Consider the following 20,440-nt stretch of genomic DNA (forward strand, 5'->3'; position numbering starts at 1 on the left):
GCTTTATCGCTTGCTGATCTGATCGAACACGCCGCCATTGTCGAAGTTATTTTTCTGGATGTCATCCCAGTTGCCTTGCAGCGACTCGATAGTGAACAATTTGATATTCGGCAGGAGTGCCAGATCGTCCTTCGACGCCACCTCCGGCTTGATCGGCCGGTAATGATGCTTCGCGAAGATCGCTTGCGCCTTGTCACTATACAGAAACTGCAGATAGGCCTCGGCCGCCTTGCGTGTTCCTTTCTTGTCCACGTTTCCTGCTACCAGCGCCACCGGCGGCTCCGCGAGGATGGAGATGCTGGGCACGACGATGTCGAACTTGTCCTTGCCGAACTCATCGAGGACCAGGAAGGCCTCGTTTTCCCAGGCGGGAAGAACATCGCCTAAGCCGCGCTGCGCGAAGGTGACCGTCGAACCGCGCGCGCCGGTGTCGAGCACGGGGACGTTCTTGTAGATCTGCGTGACGAATTCCCGCGCCTTGTCGGCGCTGCCGTCCTTGTTCTGGGCATAGCCCCAAGCGGCAAGGAAGTTCCAGCGGCCCCCCGCCGAGGTTTTTGGATTCGGTGTGATCACCTGAACATCGGACCGCGCCAAGTCACTCCAATCCTTGATACCCTTCGGGTTACCCTTGCGGACGAGGAACACCACGGTCGATGTGTAGGGCAGTGAATTATTCGGTAGTTTGCCGCGCCAATCAGCCGGAATCTTGTTGGTCAACTTGGCAATGGCATCGATGTCGGACGGAATGCCGAGCGTGACCACATCCGCATCGATACCGTCGATGACGGTCCGGGCCTGGGCACCCGAGCCGCCATGCGACGCGCGTATGGTGATGGCCTCACCCGTCTGCTTCTTCCATTCATCGGTAAAGGCCTGGTTGATCTCGCGATAGAGCTCACGCGTCGGATCATATGAAACGTTGAGGAGCTGGGTCTGTGCGAAAGCGGCGTCCGCCCCGGTCATGATTGTCGCCGCAGCCGCAAAAGACAGAAAGAATCGACGCCAAGCCTGTCCAAAGGCGCCGCGTTTCTTAAGCGATGTCGTTTCGGAAGCATCGTGCGACATAGAATTCTCCTTCGCGTTGAGATCGGCCGTCAGGACAAGCCCGATGCCAAGGGTGTCGAAACTCTCGCGATCAATGAGGATGAAACCTCCTGTTTCGCGATTATGCAAGTAAGGGTCGAAAGTCAGCGGGCGATCGAGAACCAGTTCCAATTCGCCAATGTCGTTTGGATCGAGTGTATTGCGCGGCTCGGTCTGCGCCGTGTCAGGATCGATGCGATGATGAATCCCCTCGACGGTGGCGCGGACTGTCGCGGTCCCGAGTTTAAGCAGGAAGGCATCACCAGGCACGACCGGTCGATCGCCGGCCCAAAATAACCGCGCCCGCAACCGGTCCGAAACTTGAGCAGGTGCGACGATCCCCGTCAGCACGTCGCCGCGCGAAATGTCGATTTCATCCGTCAACGTCAGCGTGACGGATTGCCCAGCGACGGCCTGTTCGATATCGCCGTCGAACGTCACGATCCGCGCCACGCTCGTTTCACGGTCAGAGGGTAGAACGCGGATGCGGTCCCCTACTCTGATCGTGCCGCCCGCAATTGAACCGGCATAGCCACGAAAATCGGCGACTCGGCGGTTGACCCATTGCACCGGAAACCGGAACGGCGCATCGCGATCAGCGTCCTCGATCTGGATCGTATCAAGGTGTTGCAGCAATGTGGGGCCACTATACCAAGAGGCCGCGACAGCCGGCTGAACGACATTGTCACCGTTGAGAGCCGAGAGTGGGATGCCCGTGACGTCGATGAATCCAAGATCGGCGGAGAATGACCGATAATCGGCGATGATGCGGTCGAACACGGCCTGCGACCACCCGACGAGATCCATCTTGTTGATGGCAAGCGCCACATGGCGAATGCCGAGCATCGAAAGAAGGAGACTGTGTCGGCGTGTCTGCAACGACAGGCCCTTGCGCGAATCGACAAGCAGGATCGCCAGATCAGCGGTGGATGCGCCCGTCGCCATATTGCGCGTATATTGCTCGTGTCCCGGCGTATCCGCCACGATGAAGCTGCGCGTCTCGGTTGAGAAAAAGCGATAGGCGATGTCGATCGTGATGCCCTGTTCGCGCTCCGCGGAAAGGCCGTCGACGAGCAAGGCGTAATCGATCTTGTCCCCTTGCGTTCCATGCCGCCGGGAGTCCCGCTGCAAGCTCGCGAGCTGATCATCGAAAAGCTGCTTGGCATCGTGCAGAAGCCGGCCGATCAGGGTCGATTTTCCATCATCCACCGAACCGCAAGTGAGAAAACGCAACACATCCTTCCGGCGTTGGGCCTTCAATATCGGCGCGAGATCGACAGATGGCTTGAGGACATGAACGGTCATCAGAAATAACCCTCTTGCTTCTTGCGCTCCATTGAAGCGGCGCCATCCTGATCGATCAGCCGCCCCTGGCGTTCGGACGTCTGCGCCCGCAGCGTCTCGCCGATGATGTCCACGAGCGTCGTTGCATCACTTTCGATGGCCCCCGAGAGCGGGTAGCAACCGAGCGTTCGAAATCGAACCGAGCGAAGTTGCGGCACTTCGCCGGGCAGCAACGGCAGACGCTCGTCATCGACCGCGATCAGCGCTCCGTCGCGCTCCACAACGGGCCGCTCCGCAGCGAAATAGAGGGGCACAATCGGGATATTCTCCCGATGAATATAGAGCCATATGTCCAGCTCGGTCCAATTGGACAGCGGGAAGACACGGAAGCTATCACCCTTGCGCTTGCGCGTATTGTAAAGTCGCCAAGGCTCGGGCCTCTGGCGCTTGGGATCCCACCGATGTTGCTCACTGCGAAGCGAGAAGACGCGCTCCTTCGCCCGCGACTTTTCCTCGTCGCGGCGCGCGCCGCCGATGGCCGCGTCGAAACGATGATGATCGAGCGCCTGCCGGAGCGCCTGGGTTTTCATGACGTCCGTGTGGACCTCCGACCCATGCGAGATCGGGCCGATGCCGCGTGCGAGCCCGTTTTCATTGATATGCACGATCAATTGCAGATCCAGCTCGCGGACACGCTCGTTGCGAAAGCGGATCATCTCCTTGAATTTCCAGGTCGTATCCACATGCAGAAGCGGCAATGGCGGCTTTGCCGGGTAGAACGCCTTCAGAGCGAGGTGCAGGAGGACGGATGAGTCCTTTCCGATAGAATAAAGCAGAACCGGGTTCTCGCTCTCCGCCACGACCTCGCGCAGGATGTGGATGCTCTCCGCCTCGAGCCTGTCGAGATGCGTCAGGCGCTCGGCAACGACATCATGTTCCGATGAAGTGTCGAAGAATTGATGCGCGAGACTCATGACGAAACCTCCAGAGAACGATTGCCGTTTTGCGATGCCGGGGCGGGCGAAGGCCGCAGATGCAATCCACATTCCTTCTTCGCATCGGCCTCCCACCACCAGCGCCCAGCGCGCTCAGGCTCGCCGACTCGAACGGCACGGGTGCACGGAGCACAACCGATCGACGGGAATCCACGATCATGCAGAACGTTGTAGGGCACGCGATTATCGTTCACATATTGCGCGACTTGGCTGGCGTTCCAGTCGGCAATCGGATTGATCTTGATAAGATCATAGGTCGCGTCGATCTCCGCCAGTGGCGTCTCCGTGCGGTTGGCCGACTGGCCGGCCCGCAGCCCTGTGACCCAGCCGGAAGCACCGGCGAGGGCGCGCGTCAGCGGCTCGACCTTACGAACATGGCAGCATGCCTTTCGCGCCTCGACCGAATGCCGAAGGCCATTGATACCCTGATCCGCGACCAGCGCCTCGAGAGCAGCGCGATCCGGTGAAAGCACACCGATCCGACGCCCGAAGAATGCCTCGGTCTCAGCCCACACGTCATAGGTCTCGGGAAAAAGCCGCCCTGTGTCGAGCGTCACGACGGAGATATCGAGATCGTTGGAGAAGATCGCGTGCGCAACCGCCTGATCTTCGAGTCCGAAACTCGTCGTGAAGACAAGCCTTCCTTCAAGTCGCGCCCTCGCCGCTCTGAGACGCTGTGGCAGCGAGGCCGATTTCAGTGCGGACGCGAGGTCGTCTGCGATCGTTGCGGAAAAGGTCATGTCCAACATCCGATGGCTATCATCGTTGCTCAAGACTGTTCGTTTTATAGAACGATGTCAAGTTCATCGAGCGCACTAAAAGCTAGTCTCATCAGAAAATGTATCCTCTAGAAATTCCTTTTCTGAACTCATTGATTGCCAGATTTGATTGTCTAGCGTTCACACCTGCAAGAGAAGAGTATTTTCCATGTAATTACTGCTGCTAAGAAAATGCCGAGCGCCTCAAAAGCTTATCTTTGTGAGACATCTCGGGTTGAAATGCACGCTCGCGACAAAATTTTCTTCGCTGAAGGCCATACAGAGATTTTTATGCCAAAAAGTGTCGTTCTTAAAAAAGAACAATTTTCTTGACTTCGAGGCCCGTGCGCCAGACCCTGTCGACCTCTGACAGGAGCTGACGCGAAGCCATGGCCAGCAGCGCTTTCATCCCCAAAACCGCTCCCTTCGCCAATGATGCGATTGTGCAACTCAACAACGCATTGAGCGGAGCGACCGCCCTTCAGCGCGCGTGGCTTGCGGGGTTCCTGGCCGGGTTCGATGCGCAAACCGCGGGAGCGGATCTCTCGCCGCAATCCTTCGCTCCGCCCAAGGCGGTCGAGCCATTGACGATCATCTTCGCCAGTGAATCCGGCAATTCGGAACACCTTGCCCAGGAAACCGCGAAGCTGGCACGCAAGAGCGGGTTCAAACCGAAGGTCATCGATTTTGCCGATCTCAACGTCGCGGATCTCTCGAAGGAGCAGCGCCTCATTGTGATTGCGGCCACCTGGGGTGAAGGCGAACCGCCCGCGCGGGCCGCGCGATCGTATGCTGACCTGTTCGGCCCCACAGCCCCACGCCTCGAAGGCGTATCGTACGGTGTACTGGCGCTCGGCGACACGGCGTATGCCGAATTCTGTGCCGTTGGAAAAGCGATTGATGAGCGCCTTGCGGAACTCGGCGCGACACGCGTCGTCGACCGCGTCGATTGCGATCTCGATTTCAAGTCGCCCGCCTCGGCATGGATTGCAAAGACTATCGAGACGCTGGCCCCCGTATCGGAACCCGCCAACAATGTCGTCGCGGTCAATTTCTCGGCACGAGAGGCGGAAATCGCCGATGGCGGGCCATTCAAACTTGAGATTACGGAGCATATCAATCTCAATTCGTCGCGCTCGGACAAGGAAACGATTCACCTGGCCCTCGCTTTCAACGGCGCGACGCGGCCTTACGAACCAGGCGATTCTCTGGAAGTCTTTCCATTGAATGATCCGTCCCTTGTCGATTCCGTTCTTGCCGCAACCGGACTCTCGTCGGACACTTCCCTTCGGACGACGCTGGAGACGGAGCGTGACATCACAACCCTTTCGACCGTTACCGCGGAGAAATTCGCGAATGTGACCGGGCATGCGGGAGCAAAGCGCATCCTTGAGGAGGGGCACGCGAAGACATGGGTTCAGGGGCGTCAGCTCATCGATCTGCTCGAAGAGCATCGCGCGCCGTTGACCGCAGAGCAGTTACTCTCCCTGACTCGCCCTCTCCCGCCGCGCGCCTATTCCATCGCCTCCTCGCTTCGTGAAGTGGGAGACGAAGTCCACCTTCTAGTCTCCGCGGTGCGTTATGAAACTCATGGACGATCCCGTACCGGTGTCGCCTCGGGCCTCATCGCCGACCGCCTCAAGGTCGGGCAAACACTGAAGGCTCGCATTAAGCCGAACAAGTATTTCCGCCTTCCCGATCCCTCGACGGACATCATCATGATCGGGCCGGGCACGGGCGTCGCTCCCTTCCGCTCCTTTGTGCAGGAGCGGCGTGCGATTGGCGCCACAGGTCGCTCGTGGCTCTTCTTCGGGGATCGCCGCTACACGCACGATTTTCTCTATCAGCTCGAATGGCAGGACGCCCTCGCCGATGGCTCGCTGAACCGCGTCGACGTGGCCTTCTCGCGTGACGCTCCGGAGAAGGTCTATGTCCAGGATCGTCTTTGGCAGCAGCGGCGCGACGTGGTCGATTGGTTGGAAAACGGCGCGTGCTTCTACGTCTGCGGAGACGCCTCCGCCATGGCGAAGGATGTGCGCAAGACGCTCGTTCGCCTCTTCGCCGATGTGAAAGCAATTGCTTCGGAAACAGCGGAAGGAACCGTCGCAACGCTCGAACGAGAGCGCCGCTACTTGCAGGATGTGTACTAAAATGACGAATGACCTCGCCCGCAATGAGCGCATCAAGGAAGTCAGCGCCTACCTGCGCGGCACGTTGGCCGAGGGGCTGACGGAGGTCGCGACCGGCGCGATCAGCGAGGACGATCAGCAGCTCGTCAAATTTCACGGCATGTACCTGCAGGACGACCGAGACCTGCGCGCCGAACGGACAAAGAAGAAGCTGGAGAAGGCTTTCTCCTTCATGATCCGACTGCGGATTCCCGGCGGCATCTGCACTCCGGCGCAATGGCTGCAATTGGACCGCATCGCGCGTGAATACGCCAACGGAACGCTGCGCCTGACGACCCGTCAGACATTTCAGTTCCACGGGGTGATCAAGTCGAATCTGAAGACGACGATGAAGGCCATCGATGCAGCTCTTCTCGACACGCTCGCGGCTTGCGGCGACGTGAACCGCAATGTGCTCGCCTCCTCCAATCCGCACCAGTCGCGGGCTCATCATGCAGCGCACGAACTGGCGAAAGCCATTTCCGAGCGCCTGCTGCCGCAGACACCCGCCTATCGCGAGATCTGGCTCGACGGAGAGAAGATCGCGGGTGGGGAAGAGGAAGTGGTCGAGCCTGTCTATGGCCGCACCTATCTGCCGCGCAAGTTCAAGACCGTGGTTGCGGTTCCTCCCGACAACGATGTCGATATCTTCGCCCACGATCTCGGCTTCATCGCCATTCTCGACAAGAAGGGAAATCTCAAGGGCTGGAATGTCACTGTCGGCGGCGGTATGGGGATGACGCACGGCGAGCCGGATACCTATCCGCGCACCGCCGACGTCATGGCATTCTGCAAACAGGAAGATGCGCTGACCGTTGCCGAAGCGGTCGTGACCGTGCAGCGGGATTGGGGTGATCGCACGAACCGCAAGCATGCCCGCCTCAAATACACGATCGAGGATCGCGGCCTTGCAGCCTTCCGCGCCGAGGTCGAGCGGCGTATCGGAAAACCGCTCGAAGATCCTAAGCCCTTCACATTTGATTCGAACGGCGATCGTTACGGTTGGGTCGATGGCGAAGATGGCCGTTCTCACTTGACTCTCTTCATCGAGAACGGCCGGCTGCGCGATATTCCTGGCGGCCCCTCGTTGATGACAGGCTTGCGCCGTATCGCCGAAATCCATGACGGCGAATTTCGGTTGACCGCGAACCAGAACGTCATCATCGCCAATGTGCGGGCGGAAGAGCGCGCTGCCATCGAGGCCTTGGTTTCCGAGCACGGCCTGACGAGCGAAGCGACCGCTTTGCGCCGCAATGCCATGGCCTGCGTGGCTTTGCCGACTTGCGGCCTCGCTCTCGCCGAAAGCGAGCGCTATCTGCCTTCGCTCGTAACCGCGCTCGAAGAGCGTCTTGCATCGCATGGTCTGGCGGAAGACGAGATCACGATTCGCATGACCGGCTGCCCCAACGGGTGCGCGCGCCCCTATATCGCCGAGATCGGTCTCGTGGGAAAAGGGCCCGGTCGATACAACCTCTATCTCGGCGGCGCGTTCGATGGGTCGCGCCTTTCCAAACTCTACGCTGAAGACCTCGAACACGACGGCATTGTCTCGACCCTCGATCCGCTCTTCGGCGCCTATGCGAAAGAGCGCCACTCCACGGAGCGCTTCAGCGCCTTCCTTGTGAGAACAAAGCGCGTCGCAGCGACCGAGAACGGACGTGACTTCCATGCGAATACGGGTCCGTTGCAGTTGAGCAGGGTCCCTCATGAGGTCGCGTCGTGACCGACGCCATTCCGCCCATCGAGACGCGCTCGAAACGCCTCGCGACGCTGGCCAAACTGCCTATCTTTCTCGACCTCCAAGGCAAGCATGTCGTTATTGCCGGGGACGGGGAGCCTGTCGTATGGAAGGCGGAGTTATTGGCGGCAGCTGGCGCATCGGTGACGATTTACGTGGCCGAGCCAGAACCGGAGTTGCGCATGCTCGCTGAGGCGAGTGGTAATCGCATCAAACTCGTTCATCGCTCGTGGCAGGAGCAGGACCTCGACAACGCCTCGCTCGCCATCGCTGATGCGGAGGATACGGAAGAGGCGTCTCGTTTTGCGCAAGCAGCACGGGCGCGCGGCATTCTCGTCAATGTGATCGACAGGCCGGAGGCTTGCGATTTTCAGTTCGGCACTCTCGTCAATCGCGGCCCCGTTGTGGTCGCTATCTCCACGGATGGTGCAGCGCCAATTCTCGGGCAATCCATTCGTCGGCGGATCGAGGCTGTCCTGCCGATGTCGCTCGGAGCCTGGGCGATTGCCGCGAAAGCCTTTCGCGAGCGGCTGAGAAGCCTGCTCCTCTCGAAGACGGACCGGCGCCAATTCTGGGAGAAGTTTGTCGACGCCGCCTTCGATTCATCGACGCATGAACGCCTGAGCACCGAGACGCTTGAACAAATCGCCCGCAAGGTCGCGCACGACACCACAAGAAGCCCTGGCATTGGCGAAGTCGTCATTGTCGGCGCGGGGCCAGGTGACCCTGAGCTGCTGACTCTGAAGGCCATGCGTGAACTTCAGGCGGCCGACGTGATCGTCTACGACCGTCTGGTCACGCCCGCCATTCTCGAACTGGCGCGACGAGAGGCGCGACGCATCCATGTAGGCAAGGAAGGTCATGGCGCGGCCTGCCGCCAGGAAGACATCAATGCGCTGATCGTCGATCTTGCTCTCGAGGGTAAGCGTGTCGTGCGCCTGAAGGGAGGCGACCCGGCAATCTTCGCGCGAACGGGCGAGGAGGCGGAAGCCTGTCATGAAGCGGGCGTGAGCGTTCGCGTCGTTCCCGGCATCACCACGGCAAGTGCGGCCGCGGCAGCGCTTGGTCGCTCCCTCACTCACCGCGATCACGCCCAGCGGGTCCAGTTCATCACTGGCCATGATCGCCATGGACAGCTTCCATCCGATCTGAATATCGCGGCGCTGGCAGATTCACGCGCGACAACCGTGGTCTATATGGGACGTCGAACGGTGGAGAAGCTCGCGACCCGACTGCGCGATGCAGGATTGCCGGACGACACGCCCTTGATCGCCATGAGCGATGTGTCACGGGACTCGCAACAGGCCGTCAGCACCACCATCGGTGCGGTCGCGAATGGCTCGTTCTTGCCGGAAGACGGGCCTCTCATCATCATGTTCGGTGCATCGCTCAAGGAAGTTGCCGCACCACTTTTGAGAAGCAGAGCGACGAACAGGTCACGCCATCAACGCGATCTTGCGGATGTCACAACCTGAAACGCGGGAATCACCGCAAACTAAGCGGCGACACACGCCCACTCCGACCAACCTGAATTGAGAAAGCTGCCGTGCCGCTACGGTCTCGCCACTGGCTCGTTAGTGCCCTGCGAAGCACTCGCTGTGCCGGCGCTTTTGGCCGCGACAGACGCGACGATGCCGTCAAAAAACGCCACGCGACTTGCAACGATACCGCAGACGATCAGCCAGAAGGCTGCGATGGCGAAGATCTTTCCATATCGAAGAGACGAAGAATGCATCTTGTGGTCTCGCTGCGGCAAATTCAGGCGCGAGAATAAGTGATTTTTCAACTCGATTAAATATTGATCTCAAAACAAGTCGTGCTTCAGCTTCATTTTGTGATATTTATATTCACTTCTTTGAAATTTAGATTGTAATTTTCTACATTCAGACAAATCTAAAAAATAAAATACTCCGCTGCTCACTACGTCCTTTCGACTTTCGCGGTTCGGAGCCGGCGTTGACAGGATGGCGACGTCCGAAAACCGCGAGCGCGCGGCGCCGGCATGTGCCAGAGTCGGGACATGAACCTTATCGACATGAACCAGCTCGACCGTGACGCCTGCTATCGCGCCCTCCAGACCCGCGACTCCCGTTTCGACGGGCGCCTCTTCGTCGGCGTGCTCTCGACAGGCATCTATTGCCGTCCGGTCTGCCCCGCCCGAACGCCGAAATTTGAGAATTGCCACTTCTTCGCCTCGGCTGCCGCCGCCCAGGAGACGGGACTTCGCCCGTGCCTGCGCTGCCGCCCCGAGACCGCGCCTGATTTTGCCTCCTGGCGCGGCACGTCGAACACGGTTTCTCGCGCGCTCGCCCTCATAGCGGAAGGCGCTTTGGACAATGAAGAGACCGGCGTCAGCGAACTCGCGGAACGGCTCGGGCTCGGCGAGAGACAGTTACGCCGTCTTTTCAAGGAGCACCTGGGCGCATCGCCTATTGCCGTCGCCCAGACGCGGCGCGTTCTCTTCGCCAAGCAACTCATCCAGGAGACGCACATGCCGCTGGCCGAGGTGGCCCTGGCCTCGGGCTTCGGCAGCGTCAGACGATTCAATGAGACTTTCCACGACCTGTTTCAACGTCCACCGAGCGCCCTGAGGCGCAAAGCCTCGGCGCAACTTCCAGAGACTTCCGCGGTGGATACCGGGCTCACACTTCGCCTGCGCTACAAGCCCCCCTATGACTGGCCCGCCATGCTCGCCTTCCTCCAGGCACGCGCAATCGAAGGCGTCGAAGAGGTGGCGGACGGCGTCTACCGTCGAACCGTTATGCAGGATGGCGCCCTCGGGACTGTCGAAGTTCGTCATGTCCCCGTGCAGGAAAGTCTCGGCGTTACGATTCGCTTTCCCAATGTCCGCGCCTATCCTGCGATCCTCGCGCGTGTCCGTCGCGTCTTCGATCTGGGCGCCGACATCGAAACCATAGGCGCACATTTATCCCGTGATCCGTTTCTCGCGCAGCTTGTGGCGCAACGGCCGGGGTTGCGCGCGCCGGGAGGGTGGGATGGGTTCGAACTCGCCATCCGCGCCGTTCTTGGGCAGCAGGTCACGGTTGGCGCCGCGCGTCGCCTCGCCGGACAATTGGTAGCCTTGTGCGGAGAATCGATGCCGCCGGCTGTCACCGCGCAACCGCATTTGTCTCATGCCTTCCCCTCGCCGGAGCGGGTTGCGGCCGCCGACCTCAGCACCCTCGGCATGCCCGGCGCGAGACGCGAAACCCTTCGTGCACTTGCCCTGGCCGCGCTTGCGGATCGGCATCTGTTTCGCCCGTTCGGGACAATCGAAGACGCTATCGCCCGCTTGCGCGGCATTCGCGGCATCGGCGAGTGGACCGCGCAATACATTGCCTTGCGCGCTCTTCGGGAGACGGATGCCTTTCCGGCCAGCGATATCGGCCTCCTGCGGGGAGCCGCCCTCGAAGCCGGTGAACGGCCGACGCCCGCAGCCCTCTTGCAACGTGCGGAAATCTGGCGTCCATGGCGATCTTATGCAGCACAACATCTTTGGGCCGCCGATCCTGCAATGACGATACCGACGAAGGATGCGTCGCATGGCTGAAGCACTTCGGTTCCTGATAGACCGCACCCCGACTCCCATCGGCGAACTCGTTGTCATCGCCGACGAACAAGGCCGCTTGCGGATGCTCGATTGGACGGATCATGAAGACCGGTTCCGCCGCTTCTTGCGTCTGCATTATGGCGCGGACGGGTTCACCCTCGAGCCCGCGAAAAACCCGGGCGGCCTTACAGAAACAATGAACGCTTATTTCGAGGGCGACACCGCCGTCATCGACGAATTGCCGACGGCGACCAATGGAACCCCCTTCCAGCGCGCCGTTTGGGCCGCTCTGCGAGGCATCCCCTGTGGCGAAACCATATCGTATGCGGAGCTTGCTCGCCGGATCGACAATCCTAAGGCCGTACGTGCTGTCGGGCTGGCCAACGGCGCAAACCCAATCGGGATTGTGGTTCCCTGCCATCGCGTCGTCGGAACGAACGGCTCTCTCACGGGCTACGGCGGCGGCATGATGCGCAAGCGGTGGCTTCTGGCTCACGAATCTGCAGTGAGCACGAGCTCGCAGTTCACACTCTCCTTCTAATGACGCCATCGATTCTGTGCGTTTAGAGGGGCGACACTCGCGAACGTTTGCGCAAAACTCTTGATATTCAGTGCTGAAGGGCGTCTATAAATAACGATAAAATCTGTGTTTTGAATTTATAAACTTGCGTGTCATGTTAATTGTCCTTTTTAACATACTGGGGGTAATTAATGGTGTTTTCTTCGCCACGGCTTCGAAAAGCCATGCTCGGATCGCTGGCCTTGCTGGCGCTCATGGGCTCCGCCGGCAGCGCTCTTGCCGCCAAGGATCAGTTGACGGTCGGCATCACGCAATATCCGTCGAACCTCAATCCGAACCACGAGGCGATCACCTCGAAGGACTACGTTCTCGGTTTCGTCTTTCGCTGGGGCACGGCCTTCGACGGCGACGGCAAGAACAACTGCCTGATCTGCACAGAACTCCCGACCATCGAGAACGGCCTCGCCAAGATCGAAACCCGCGCCGATGGGACGAAGGGGATTGCGATCACCTTCAAGATCAATCCCAAGGCGACCTGGGGCGACGGCGTTCCGGTGACGGCGAAAGATGTGCTGTTCACCTGGAATCTCGGACGCCAGAAGGAAGCCGGCTTCCTCAGCCTCGACGCTTACGATCGCTTCGACAAGATCGACGTCGTCGACGACAAGACCGTCGTTCTGCATACCAAGACGGTGCGCAGCGATTACAACGAACTCGCTCGCTTCCGCATTCTGCCGGAACATATCGAAGACCCCATTGTAAAAAGCGTGGGCGTCGCGGAATACCCGAAGAACACCGCCTACAATCGTGCCTCGACGAATCCGGGTTTGTATAACGGCCCCTACCTCATCAAGGAAATCCAGTCCGGGTCGGCCATCGTTCTCGAGCCCAATCCTTATTGGTATGGCAAGACACCTCACTTCAAACGCGTCACGATCCGCATCATCGAAAACTCGGCGGCCCTGCAAGCCAATGTGTTGTCAGGCGATGTTGATTTCGCGGCCGGCGACGGCATTGGCCTGACGACAGACCAGGTGATCGAGCTCGAGAAATCCAACAAGGCCAAGTTCGACTTCATCTACAAGCCGAGCTACACTTACGAACATATCGACCTTCAGAAGAACAACCCGATCTTCCAAGACAAGCGCGTCAGACAAGCCTTGCTCTACGCTCTCAACCGCAAGGCACTCGTCGAGAAGCTATTCGACGGCAAAGAGCCTGTCGCCGATAACTTCCTTGCTCCGATCAGCCCCTTGTTCAACAAGGACGCGCCGACATTCGCTTTCGATCCGAAGAAGGCGGCGGCTCTGCTTGACGAGGCAGGCTGGAAGCCGGGCGCAGACAAGATCCGAGTCAATGCGCAAGGTCAGCGCCTGTCACTCGACTTCGGCACGACTGCCGGCAACAAGGTGCGTGAGCTGGTGCAGCAGGTGCTGCAGAGCCAATGGCGCGATGTCGGCGTGGAAGTCGTCATCAAGAACGAACCGGCGCGTACCTTCTTCGGTGAGACGATGCGCAAGCGCGCCTATGGCGGCCTTGCTCTCTACGCATGGACGAGCGACCCGGACGAAGCGCCGTCCCGCATCCTCCATACCTCTGCGATTCCGGTCGAGGGGAACAATTGGGGCGGCAATAACATGGCTGCCTTCTCGAACCCCGAATTCGACGCCGGGGTCGACAAGATCCTCGTCGATCTGAATCCTGAAGTCCGCAAAAAAGCCTGGGCCGATTTGCAGCGCATCTACGTTGAGGAACTGCCGGTGCTTCCGCTCTTCTTCCGCGTCCAACCGTTCGCACTGCCGAAATGGCTCAAGGGTGTAAAACCGACGGGCAGCGGTGTCAGCTCCCATTGGGCTGAGGAGTGGTATGCGATCTGATCGCCTTGATATCGAGCCCGGGCACATTTCGCCCGGGCTCTCGACACCTCTGGCACTTGAAGTCGAGAACCTGTCTGTCGACTTCCCGTCGCCAGAGGGCGGCAAGCGTGTCGTCGATGGCGTGAGCTATTCGATTGCGCGCGGCCGCACGCTCGGCGTTGTCGGCGAAAGCGGCTGCGGCAAGTCGATGACGGCTCTCGCCGTGCTGGGCCTCGTGCCGGCACCGGGACGCACAGACGGGCGCATTGTCCTCAACGGGCGTGATCTGTCCAACCTCTCGTCGACCGAATGGCCCGAGATACGCGGACAGCGTGTCGCGATGGTTTTTCAGGAGCCGATGACGGCGCTCAATCCCGCCATGCGGATCGGCGACCAGATCGCCGAAGTGCTGATCATTCACGAAGGTCTGAAGAAAGCGGAAGCACGCGAGCGCGCTATCGAACAGCTTCGTCTCGTGGGCATTCCCTCCGCAGCGGAGCGCGCAAAGGCCTATCCGCATCAGCTCTCCGGCGGCATGCGCCAGCGCGCCGTGATCGCGATGGCGCTTGCCTGCCGCCCCGACGTTCTCGTCGCCGACGAGCCGACGACAGCGCTCGACGTGACGATCCAGGCCCAGATACTCGAATTGATGCAGCAATTGCAGGACGAAATTGGCATGGCTGTGCAATTCATCAGCCACAATCTCGCCGTCGTTTCCGAAATCGCCGACGATGTCATCGTCATGTATGCCGGGCAGATCGTGGAGCGGGCGAGCGCGCAGGTGCTTTTCTCGCAACCTCTGCATCCCTACACGCAAGGCTTGATCGAGACCTTGCCGGAGATCGGCCATCGCCAGGACGTCCTGCCGGTCATCACCGGCACGGTTCCGAGTCATTATCACGGCATCGCGGGTTGCCGGTTCGCTGGGCGCTGCCCGAAAGCCGATGCCACGTGCCGCTCGATCGCTCCGGTTCTGCGCCCGGTCGGACTGGGCCATGACGTCGCCTGCCACAAGGTCTCCTGATGTCCGTCCTGCTTTCGGTTGAACGACTGAACATCAGCTTTCCTCTTGATGGCCACCGGCTGTTTTCCGGTCGACGCCGTGTCGTCCATGCTGCCCAGGACATCACCTTCGACATCGCTGTCGGCGAAACGCTGGCGCTTGTCGGCGAAAGCGGCTGCGGCAAGACCACCGTCGGGCGCGCCGTTGCAGGCCTGACCAAAGTCCAGAAGGACGTGGTACGCCTGCATGGACGGGATCCCTTTCATCGCCCACGCAGCGAGCGGCACATCGCGCGGCGCGCGATCCAGATGGTATTTCAAGATCCCTTCTCCTCCCTCGATCCGCGCATGAATGTTCGCCAGATCCTGTTGGAGCCGCTGGATATCAACGGGATCGGAACCGCAGAAGAGCGGACGAACCGGGTTGCCGACCTGATGATTCAGGTCGGACTGCCGCCCGATGCACTCGCGCGTTATCCGCACGAGTTCTCCGGCGGTCAACGACAGCGCATCGCCATCGCGCGGGCGCTCGCACCCGATCCAGAATTGATTGTGGCTGACGAACCGCTCTCAGCCCTCGACGTTTCGATCCAGAGCCAGACTCTCAATCTGCTTCAAACCCTCAAGCGTCAGCGCGGGTTGAGCTACCTGTTCATCAGCCACGATCTCGCCGCCGTCCACCATCTGGCGGACCGCGTCGCCGTCATGTATCTCGGCCGCCTGGTCGAGGTGGCCGATCGCGACACGTTGTTCGCGTCCCCCCGTCATCCTTATACACAAGGGCTGCTGGCAGCGGTTCCGCGCATCGGGCAAGGGCGACGAAAACGCACCTTGATCGCAGGTGATCTGCCGAGCCCTCTCGCTCTTCCGACAGGCTGCGCCTTCCATCCGCGCTGCCCTCTCGCCAAGGATATTTGTCGCGTCGAGAGGCCGGCCTTGAGCCCGCTATCGACGAATCCGGGACAAACAGTCGCCTGCCACTTTGCCGAGGTGAAGGAGAACGTCGCATGAGCACCTATCTCCTGCGTCGTCTTCTCGGAATGGTCGCTGTTCTCTTCGTGATGTCATTCGTCATCTACGGCTTGATCGGATTGATGCCGGGTGACCCCATCGATCTCATGGTCATGTCGAATCCGGGCATGACGGCAGCGGATGCGGATCGCTTGCGTGCGCTTCACGGGCTCGATCAGCCGCTCGTCACACGCTATTGGCACTGGTTGACTGCGGCGCTCCACGGCGATTTCGGCTTTTCGCGCGTCTTTGCACGCCCAACTCTCGAAATCATCGGCCCCGCCCTGTGGCAAACGACAAAGCTCGTCACTCTGACACTCGTCATCAGCAGCGTCCTGTCGATCGCGCTCGGCGTGCGCGCAGCCATTCGCCCGGGTGGCCGCTTCGACACGGTGCTCAGCTTCCTGGCCTTTGCCGGAATCTCGATGCCGACCTTCTGGTTGGCTTTGCTTCTCATTCTCGTTTTTGCCGTCTGGCTCGGCTGGTTGCCCGCGAGCGGCATGGGCCCGTCCGACGCCACGGGAATATGGGCAGCCCTTCAATATCTCGTTCTACCGGTCACCACCCTCGTGATCGCGCAGGTCGGCGGAATCACACGATATGCGCGCTCCTCCATGATCGAAACGTTACGGATGGATTTCATTCGCACGGCGCGAGCCAAGGGAGCGAAGGAGCGACGCGTCGTTTTCCGCCACGCTTTGCCAAACGCGCTGACGCCGGTCGTCACCGTGATCGGCCTTCGGTTCGGCGCGCTGTTCTCCGGCGCGCTCATCACAGAGACGATGTTCGCGCAACGTGGGTTGGGCAAGACCATCTATGACGCCATTCTCGGCAACGATTTCAATCTCGCGCTGGTCGCATTGCTGTTCGCCACCTTCGCGACGTTAGTCGGCAACCTGCTGGCGGATCTGACCTATGCGTGGCTCGACCCAAGGATCTCGGCGACATGACCGTAGCCATCGCTCAACCACACGCGTCGCCGTGGCAACGGCGTTGGCGGCGCTTTCGACGCAACAGGGCGGCCCTCTTCTCGCTTCTGGTGCTCGTCGCGCTGATTGTGTTCTCGTTTGCGGCGACACCTCTCGAGAATTTTCTGGAGATCGACGCCACCAATGCCGATCTTCTCTCTCGCTTCGATCCCCCTTCGACCAAGCACTGGCTCGGTAACGATGAGCTGGGCCGCGACGTTCTGATCCGCCTGATGTATGGCGGACAGGTCTCGCTCGCGGTGGGATTTTCCGCCACCTTGCTCAGCGCCATACTCGGGATCGCGGTCGGTCTCGGCGCCGGGTACTTTGGAGGCCGCATCGATGCGGCGCTGATGCGCATTACAGACGGCGTCATCGCGCTTCCACTTCTGCCGCTTCTCATCGTGCTCGCGGCCATCGATCTCACGAAGCTCGGCTTCTCGACCGATTTCGCGCGCTCGGGCGCGGCGAGTTTCTATCGCATCGTTCTGATCATCGCGTTGATCGAATGGACACAAATCGCGCGGCTCGTCAGGGCCTCGACATTGAGCATCCGCGAGCGGGAATTTGTATCGGCCGCCCGCGTTTCCGGGGCAAGCGCGGTTCGCGTCCTTTGGCGACATGTGTTGCCCAATGTCACCGCCCCGATCATCGTTGCATCGAGCCAGGTGTTCGGCACCGTCATCCTGTTCGAGGCGGTCCTGAGCTTCCTCGGCTTCGGAATCGTGCCGCCGACGCCAAGCTGGGGCAACATGCTGAACAACGCGCAGGAGCTGGTGACGACAGCGCCCGCTTTGGCGATTTATCCCGGCCTCCTCATCTTCATCACCGTCGTCTCGGTCAATTTCATCGGCGATGGCTTGCAGGATGCCTTTGATCCGCGAGCCGAATAGGGCTCATTTGTGATCATTTGCGGCGAGCCAGTCGCCGAGTGAAGGGCGATGATGGCCGGCGCGTCCGGTCATTTCTGGCGCGCAGCACATGGCATTGAGAACAGCCTCCTGTGTCGCGTCCGTCGTGGCGCGGAACAGATCGTCGATGCGGTCTTCATTCAGAACACGCATCCCGATGAGATCCCGGCGCTCGTCGTGGTGAACGCGCGAGGCGGTCGAGAAACCCAGCGCGATGTCGCCGCTTCCGTGCCCCCAGAACGCTCCGAGCCGCGCGAAGCCCGCTCCGCAGCGCCGTGAGACGCGTCGCAATTGACGGTGTTCCAGCGGGATGTCGGTGGCGAGAACGGCAATGATCGAACCGCGCTCGGCCTGAGGGAGAGCATCGGGAACAGGCCTGCGGCCATCGGGCAGGATAAGATCCCCGACGCGACCGAAATTCGCCAGAACCAGCACGCCCAGATGATAATCCGATCCGTCGAGGGACAAGCGACGAGAGGCGGTACCGATGCCGCCTTTAAACCCGAAGCAGCTCATTCCGGTGCCCGCACCTACCGCACCTTGGGTGACTGCGCCGTCCTTTGCCGCATCGAGCGCGGCGAAAGCCGTCTCCTCCGTCACGGCCATGGCCTGAATGTCGCTGAGCCAGCCGTCGTTGCATTCGCAGACCACCGGATTCACCGTCGCGGTCGTGCGCCCGATATCGGCATTGTCGGCGACAGCGCGGCGGATCAACGCGTTCGCGCAGGCCCCGACACCGAATGTGTTGGTGAGCAGGATCGGCGTCTCAATCGTGCCGAGTTCGTCCACCTGGATCAGACCGGCGCTCTTCCCGAAGCCGTTGATGACATCGGCAGCGGCGCGCACTTTCTCGCGATACATATTGCCGGAATGCGGCAAGATCGCCGTCACGCCCGTCCGCAGATCCCCGTCCACAATAGTCACATGCCCGACCTGGACGCCCGGAACATCGGTAATCGCGTTTTGTGTTCCGGGCGGCAGATTGCCGAAGGATAAACCGAAATCGCGAGCGAGTTTTGTCATATCGTTCAACCGGAAGTGCCACGGATATTATCGCCCCTGTATCACGTGGTGGAACGGTCAGTCGATCAGAATAGAAGACGGTATAGATCGTGCTCTAGAGCAATGGACTAATCAGGCGTGCGAGGTTCTCGCAGAGCTTCACCACTGCCGGGCGCACGCGCCACACTGAGAGATCAAGGAGTTCGCTCGATGCAAAGCAGCTTTCCTGCTCCGCATAGAGACGAGCGGTCGTCTCCTGATCATAGACGATGAGGCTCACTTCCGAGTTCAAAATGAACGAACGGATATCGACATTGCTTGACCCGACGATGCCGATTCCGCCGTCGAAGGTGAAGCTCTTGGCATGCAACAACCCTTCCCCGAACAGATGAATCTTCACACCGGCGTCGAGCAACTCGTCATAATAGGAGCGTTGCGCCAGATTGACGAGCCGATGATCGGCCACGCGCGACACGACGATATGAACATCGACGCCGCGCAAGGCGGCGGTCTCGAGAGCTTTCAAGAGCGAGGCGTCGGGAATGAAATACGGCGTCGTCATCACCACGCGCTTGTATGCGCCATAGATGAGCGTGACGATGAGGCTTTCGATTTCCGAGCCCGGATAATCCGGGCCGCTCGGCAACACCTGAGCCTGCACAGGGCCTGCGGACACCTGCTCCGGCGTGATGTCTTCGATGAGAAGCGTCTCCTGCGTCTCCAGAAACCAGTCGGCAGCGAAGACGGCCTGCAATTGTGTCGTAACCGGCCCTTGCGTCCGCGCGACGAGTTCCCGATTGACAATGCCGGGTTTGAAGTCGGAAGCGACGATATTCTGCGAGCCGGTATAACCGACGCGACCGTCGATGACCGCAATCTTGCGGTGGTTGCGCAAATCGACCCGCGCCGGATGCCACCGTAGCTTGATCGGCAACACCACATGCGCCGAAACGCCGGAAGCTGTCAGTTGTGCAATCACATTGCGCCCCCACGGGCGCGAACCGACCGCGTCGATCAACACACGGCAGGTAACGCCGCGCGTGACAGCGCGCGCCAATGCCTCCATCACTTTCTGCCCGATGCGGTCATCGGAGAAGATGAAGTAGAGAAGATGGACGTGCTTCTCGGCCCTATCGATATCCGCAATCAGCGCATTAATCGACTTGTCGTAATCGGGCAGCAATTCCACCTGATTGCCGGACAAAGCAGGAAAGCGACCGAGCTTCTCGACAAGCTCCCGTGTTTCAACGACAACCGATGACCCTGCAACAGGCAACGAGAAAGGGGCTGTGCGCGCAAGAGCGCCGCGCAAAAGGCCGGGAAGTTGGAGCACGCGCTCGATGCGCCAGCTCGGATAGGATGGGCGGCCGATCAGAATGTAGAGAACGAGCGCAGGCCAGGGCAGGAAGAAGGCCAGAAGCAGCCACCCCTTCGCCGCATCAGGCGAGCGCCGCACCGGAACGACGATGACCATCACCAGCCGGATGATCCATTCCGACGCGAGATACAGAAGCGCCCACGTGCCTCCCTCGTTGAAGTGCATCTTCGCGTCTACTCCTGTTGTCGGATCATGCTACAGGAAGGGAAAGGACTG

General features: G+C 60.2%; 16 protein-coding genes and 1 pseudogene. 10 read left to right on the forward strand and 7 right to left on the reverse strand.

Annotation, left to right across the window (positions count from 1 at the left end; all coding sequences use genetic code 11):
- Positions 1-3: 3 nt before the first annotated feature.
- The 4 genes and pseudogenes from AB4072_RS13980 to AB4072_RS13995 all read right to left on the reverse strand — a co-directional run bounded on the left by AB4072_RS13980 (position 4) and on the right by AB4072_RS13995 (position 4,102).
- Positions 4-1,065, reverse strand: coding sequence for a sulfate ABC transporter substrate-binding protein (locus tag AB4072_RS13980; protein ID WP_441969200.1), 1,062 nt, complete (start codon positions 1,063-1,065; stop codon positions 4-6).
- Positions 1,060-2,388: pseudogene (gene cysN, locus AB4072_RS13985) on the reverse strand (sulfate adenylyltransferase subunit CysN); the annotation flags it as partial. The gene AB4072_RS13980 and the pseudogene cysN, both read right to left, overlap by 6 nt.
- Positions 2,388-3,341: a sulfate adenylyltransferase subunit CysD gene (cysD, locus tag AB4072_RS13990; RefSeq protein ID WP_441968799.1), complete on the reverse strand. Its 954-nt coding sequence runs from the start codon at positions 3,339-3,341 to the stop codon at positions 2,388-2,390. The gene cysD and the pseudogene cysN, both read right to left, overlap by 1 nt.
- A complete protein-coding gene (locus AB4072_RS13995; RefSeq protein ID WP_441968801.1) occupies positions 3,338-4,102 on the reverse strand; it encodes a phosphoadenylyl-sulfate reductase in 765 nt (254 codons plus the stop codon). Before AB4072_RS13995 ends, cysD begins: the two co-directional genes overlap by 4 nt.
- Positions 4,103-4,509: 407 nt before the next feature.
- Between AB4072_RS13995 and AB4072_RS14000 the strand changes: the two genes are divergently transcribed.
- The 3 genes from AB4072_RS14000 to cysG are packed head-to-tail and all read left to right on the forward strand — an operon-like array spanning position 4,510 to position 9,501.
- Positions 4,510-6,270, forward strand: coding sequence for a diflavin oxidoreductase (locus tag AB4072_RS14000; protein WP_441968803.1), 1,761 nt, complete (start codon positions 4,510-4,512; stop codon positions 6,268-6,270).
- Complete coding sequence (locus AB4072_RS14005; RefSeq protein ID WP_441968805.1) at positions 6,260-8,011, forward strand: NADPH-dependent assimilatory sulfite reductase hemoprotein subunit; 1,752 nt, start codon at positions 6,260-6,262, stop codon at positions 8,009-8,011. Before AB4072_RS14000 ends, AB4072_RS14005 begins: the two co-directional genes overlap by 11 nt.
- Entirely contained in the window at positions 8,008-9,501 is a 1,494-nt protein-coding gene (gene cysG / locus AB4072_RS14010; RefSeq protein WP_441968807.1) for a siroheme synthase CysG, read from the forward strand. The genes AB4072_RS14005 and cysG overlap by 4 nt, the downstream gene beginning before the upstream one ends.
- A gap of 77 nt (positions 9,502-9,578) precedes the next feature.
- Here the strand turns inward: cysG and AB4072_RS14015 are convergent, their stop codons facing one another.
- Entirely contained in the window at positions 9,579-9,761 is a 183-nt protein-coding gene (locus AB4072_RS14015) for a hypothetical protein (protein ID WP_441968809.1), read from the reverse strand.
- Between the two features lie 285 nt (positions 9,762-10,046).
- Here AB4072_RS14015 and AB4072_RS14020 point away from each other — a divergent pair, with 285 nt between their 5' ends.
- The 7 genes from AB4072_RS14020 to AB4072_RS14050 all read left to right on the forward strand — a co-directional run bounded on the left by AB4072_RS14020 (position 10,047) and on the right by AB4072_RS14050 (position 17,826).
- Positions 10,047-11,576 carry an AlkA N-terminal domain-containing protein gene (locus AB4072_RS14020; RefSeq protein ID WP_441968811.1) on the forward strand — a complete coding sequence of 510 codons (1,530 nt, stop codon included), beginning with the start codon at positions 10,047-10,049 and terminating at the stop codon, positions 11,574-11,576.
- The gene (ogt, locus tag AB4072_RS14025) at positions 11,569-12,117 is read left to right on the forward strand and encodes a methylated-DNA--[protein]-cysteine S-methyltransferase (RefSeq protein ID WP_441968813.1); all 549 of its coding nucleotides are present in this window, start codon (positions 11,569-11,571) and stop codon (positions 12,115-12,117) included. Before AB4072_RS14020 ends, ogt begins: the two co-directional genes overlap by 8 nt.
- Before the next feature lie 203 nt (positions 12,118-12,320).
- The gene (locus tag AB4072_RS14030) at positions 12,321-13,973 is read left to right on the forward strand and encodes a peptide ABC transporter substrate-binding protein (protein ID WP_441968815.1); all 1,653 of its coding nucleotides are present in this window, start codon (positions 12,321-12,323) and stop codon (positions 13,971-13,973) included.
- Complete coding sequence (locus AB4072_RS14035; protein ID WP_441968817.1) at positions 13,963-14,976, forward strand: ABC transporter ATP-binding protein; 1,014 nt, start codon at positions 13,963-13,965, stop codon at positions 14,974-14,976. Before AB4072_RS14030 ends, AB4072_RS14035 begins: the two co-directional genes overlap by 11 nt.
- The gene (locus tag AB4072_RS14040; protein ID WP_441968819.1) at positions 14,976-15,965 is read left to right on the forward strand and encodes an ABC transporter ATP-binding protein; all 990 of its coding nucleotides are present in this window, start codon (positions 14,976-14,978) and stop codon (positions 15,963-15,965) included. The genes AB4072_RS14035 and AB4072_RS14040 overlap by 1 nt, the downstream gene beginning before the upstream one ends.
- Complete coding sequence (locus tag AB4072_RS14045; protein ID WP_441968821.1) at positions 15,962-16,915, forward strand: ABC transporter permease; 954 nt, start codon at positions 15,962-15,964, stop codon at positions 16,913-16,915. The genes AB4072_RS14040 and AB4072_RS14045 overlap by 4 nt, the downstream gene beginning before the upstream one ends.
- Complete coding sequence (locus AB4072_RS14050; protein ID WP_441968823.1) at positions 16,912-17,826, forward strand: ABC transporter permease; 915 nt, start codon at positions 16,912-16,914, stop codon at positions 17,824-17,826. Before AB4072_RS14045 ends, AB4072_RS14050 begins: the two co-directional genes overlap by 4 nt.
- A 3-nt stretch (positions 17,827-17,829) precedes the next feature.
- On the opposite strand, the gene AB4072_RS14055 is transcribed toward AB4072_RS14050, so the two are convergent.
- Positions 17,830-18,867: a DmpA family aminopeptidase gene (locus AB4072_RS14055; RefSeq protein WP_441968825.1), complete on the reverse strand. Its 1,038-nt coding sequence runs from the start codon at positions 18,865-18,867 to the stop codon at positions 17,830-17,832.
- Positions 18,868-18,961: 94 nt separating this feature from the next.
- Positions 18,962-20,389, reverse strand: a complete 1,428-nt coding sequence (gene cls / locus AB4072_RS14060; RefSeq protein ID WP_441968827.1) for a cardiolipin synthase — start codon at positions 20,387-20,389, stop codon at positions 18,962-18,964.
- Positions 20,390-20,440: the final 51 nt, after the last annotated feature.

The organism is Microvirga sp. 2MCAF38 (assembly GCF_052115485.1).
In the GTDB taxonomy this organism is placed as follows: Bacteria; Pseudomonadota; Alphaproteobacteria; order Rhizobiales; family Beijerinckiaceae; genus Microvirga.

What these genes read in the sequence shown, in the direction of transcription:
- AB4072_RS13980 (WP_441969200.1), bottom strand. Translation starts at nt 1,065, where the DNA reads ATGTCGCACGATGCTTCCGAAACGACATCGCTTAAGAAACGCGGCGCC.
- cysD (WP_441968799.1), bottom strand. Translation starts at nt 3,341, where the DNA reads ATGAGTCTCGCGCATCAATTCTTCGACACTTCATCGGAACATGATGTC.
- AB4072_RS13995 (WP_441968801.1), bottom strand. Translation starts at nt 4,102, where the DNA reads ATGACCTTTTCCGCAACGATCGCAGACGACCTCGCGTCCGCACTGAAA.
- AB4072_RS14000 (WP_441968803.1), top strand. Translation starts at nt 4,510, where the DNA reads ATGGCCAGCAGCGCTTTCATCCCCAAAACCGCTCCCTTCGCCAATGAT.
- AB4072_RS14005 (WP_441968805.1), top strand. Translation starts at nt 6,260, where the DNA reads ATGTGTACTAAAATGACGAATGACCTCGCCCGCAATGAGCGCATCAAG.
- AB4072_RS14015 (WP_441968809.1), bottom strand. Translation starts at nt 9,761, where the DNA reads ATGCATTCTTCGTCTCTTCGATATGGAAAGATCTTCGCCATCGCAGCC.
- AB4072_RS14020 (WP_441968811.1), top strand. Translation starts at nt 10,047, where the DNA reads ATGAACCTTATCGACATGAACCAGCTCGACCGTGACGCCTGCTATCGC.
- ogt (WP_441968813.1), top strand. Translation starts at nt 11,569, where the DNA reads ATGGCTGAAGCACTTCGGTTCCTGATAGACCGCACCCCGACTCCCATC.
- AB4072_RS14030 (WP_441968815.1), top strand. Translation starts at nt 12,321, where the DNA reads ATGCTCGGATCGCTGGCCTTGCTGGCGCTCATGGGCTCCGCCGGCAGC.
- AB4072_RS14035 (WP_441968817.1), top strand. Translation starts at nt 13,963, where the DNA reads ATGCGATCTGATCGCCTTGATATCGAGCCCGGGCACATTTCGCCCGGG.
- AB4072_RS14040 (WP_441968819.1), top strand. Translation starts at nt 14,976, where the DNA reads ATGTCCGTCCTGCTTTCGGTTGAACGACTGAACATCAGCTTTCCTCTT.
- AB4072_RS14045 (WP_441968821.1), top strand. Translation starts at nt 15,962, where the DNA reads ATGAGCACCTATCTCCTGCGTCGTCTTCTCGGAATGGTCGCTGTTCTC.
- AB4072_RS14050 (WP_441968823.1), top strand. Translation starts at nt 16,912, where the DNA reads ATGACCGTAGCCATCGCTCAACCACACGCGTCGCCGTGGCAACGGCGT.
- AB4072_RS14055 (WP_441968825.1), bottom strand. Translation starts at nt 18,867, where the DNA reads ATGACAAAACTCGCTCGCGATTTCGGTTTATCCTTCGGCAATCTGCCG.
- cls (WP_441968827.1), bottom strand. Translation starts at nt 20,389, where the DNA reads ATGCACTTCAACGAGGGAGGCACGTGGGCGCTTCTGTATCTCGCGTCG.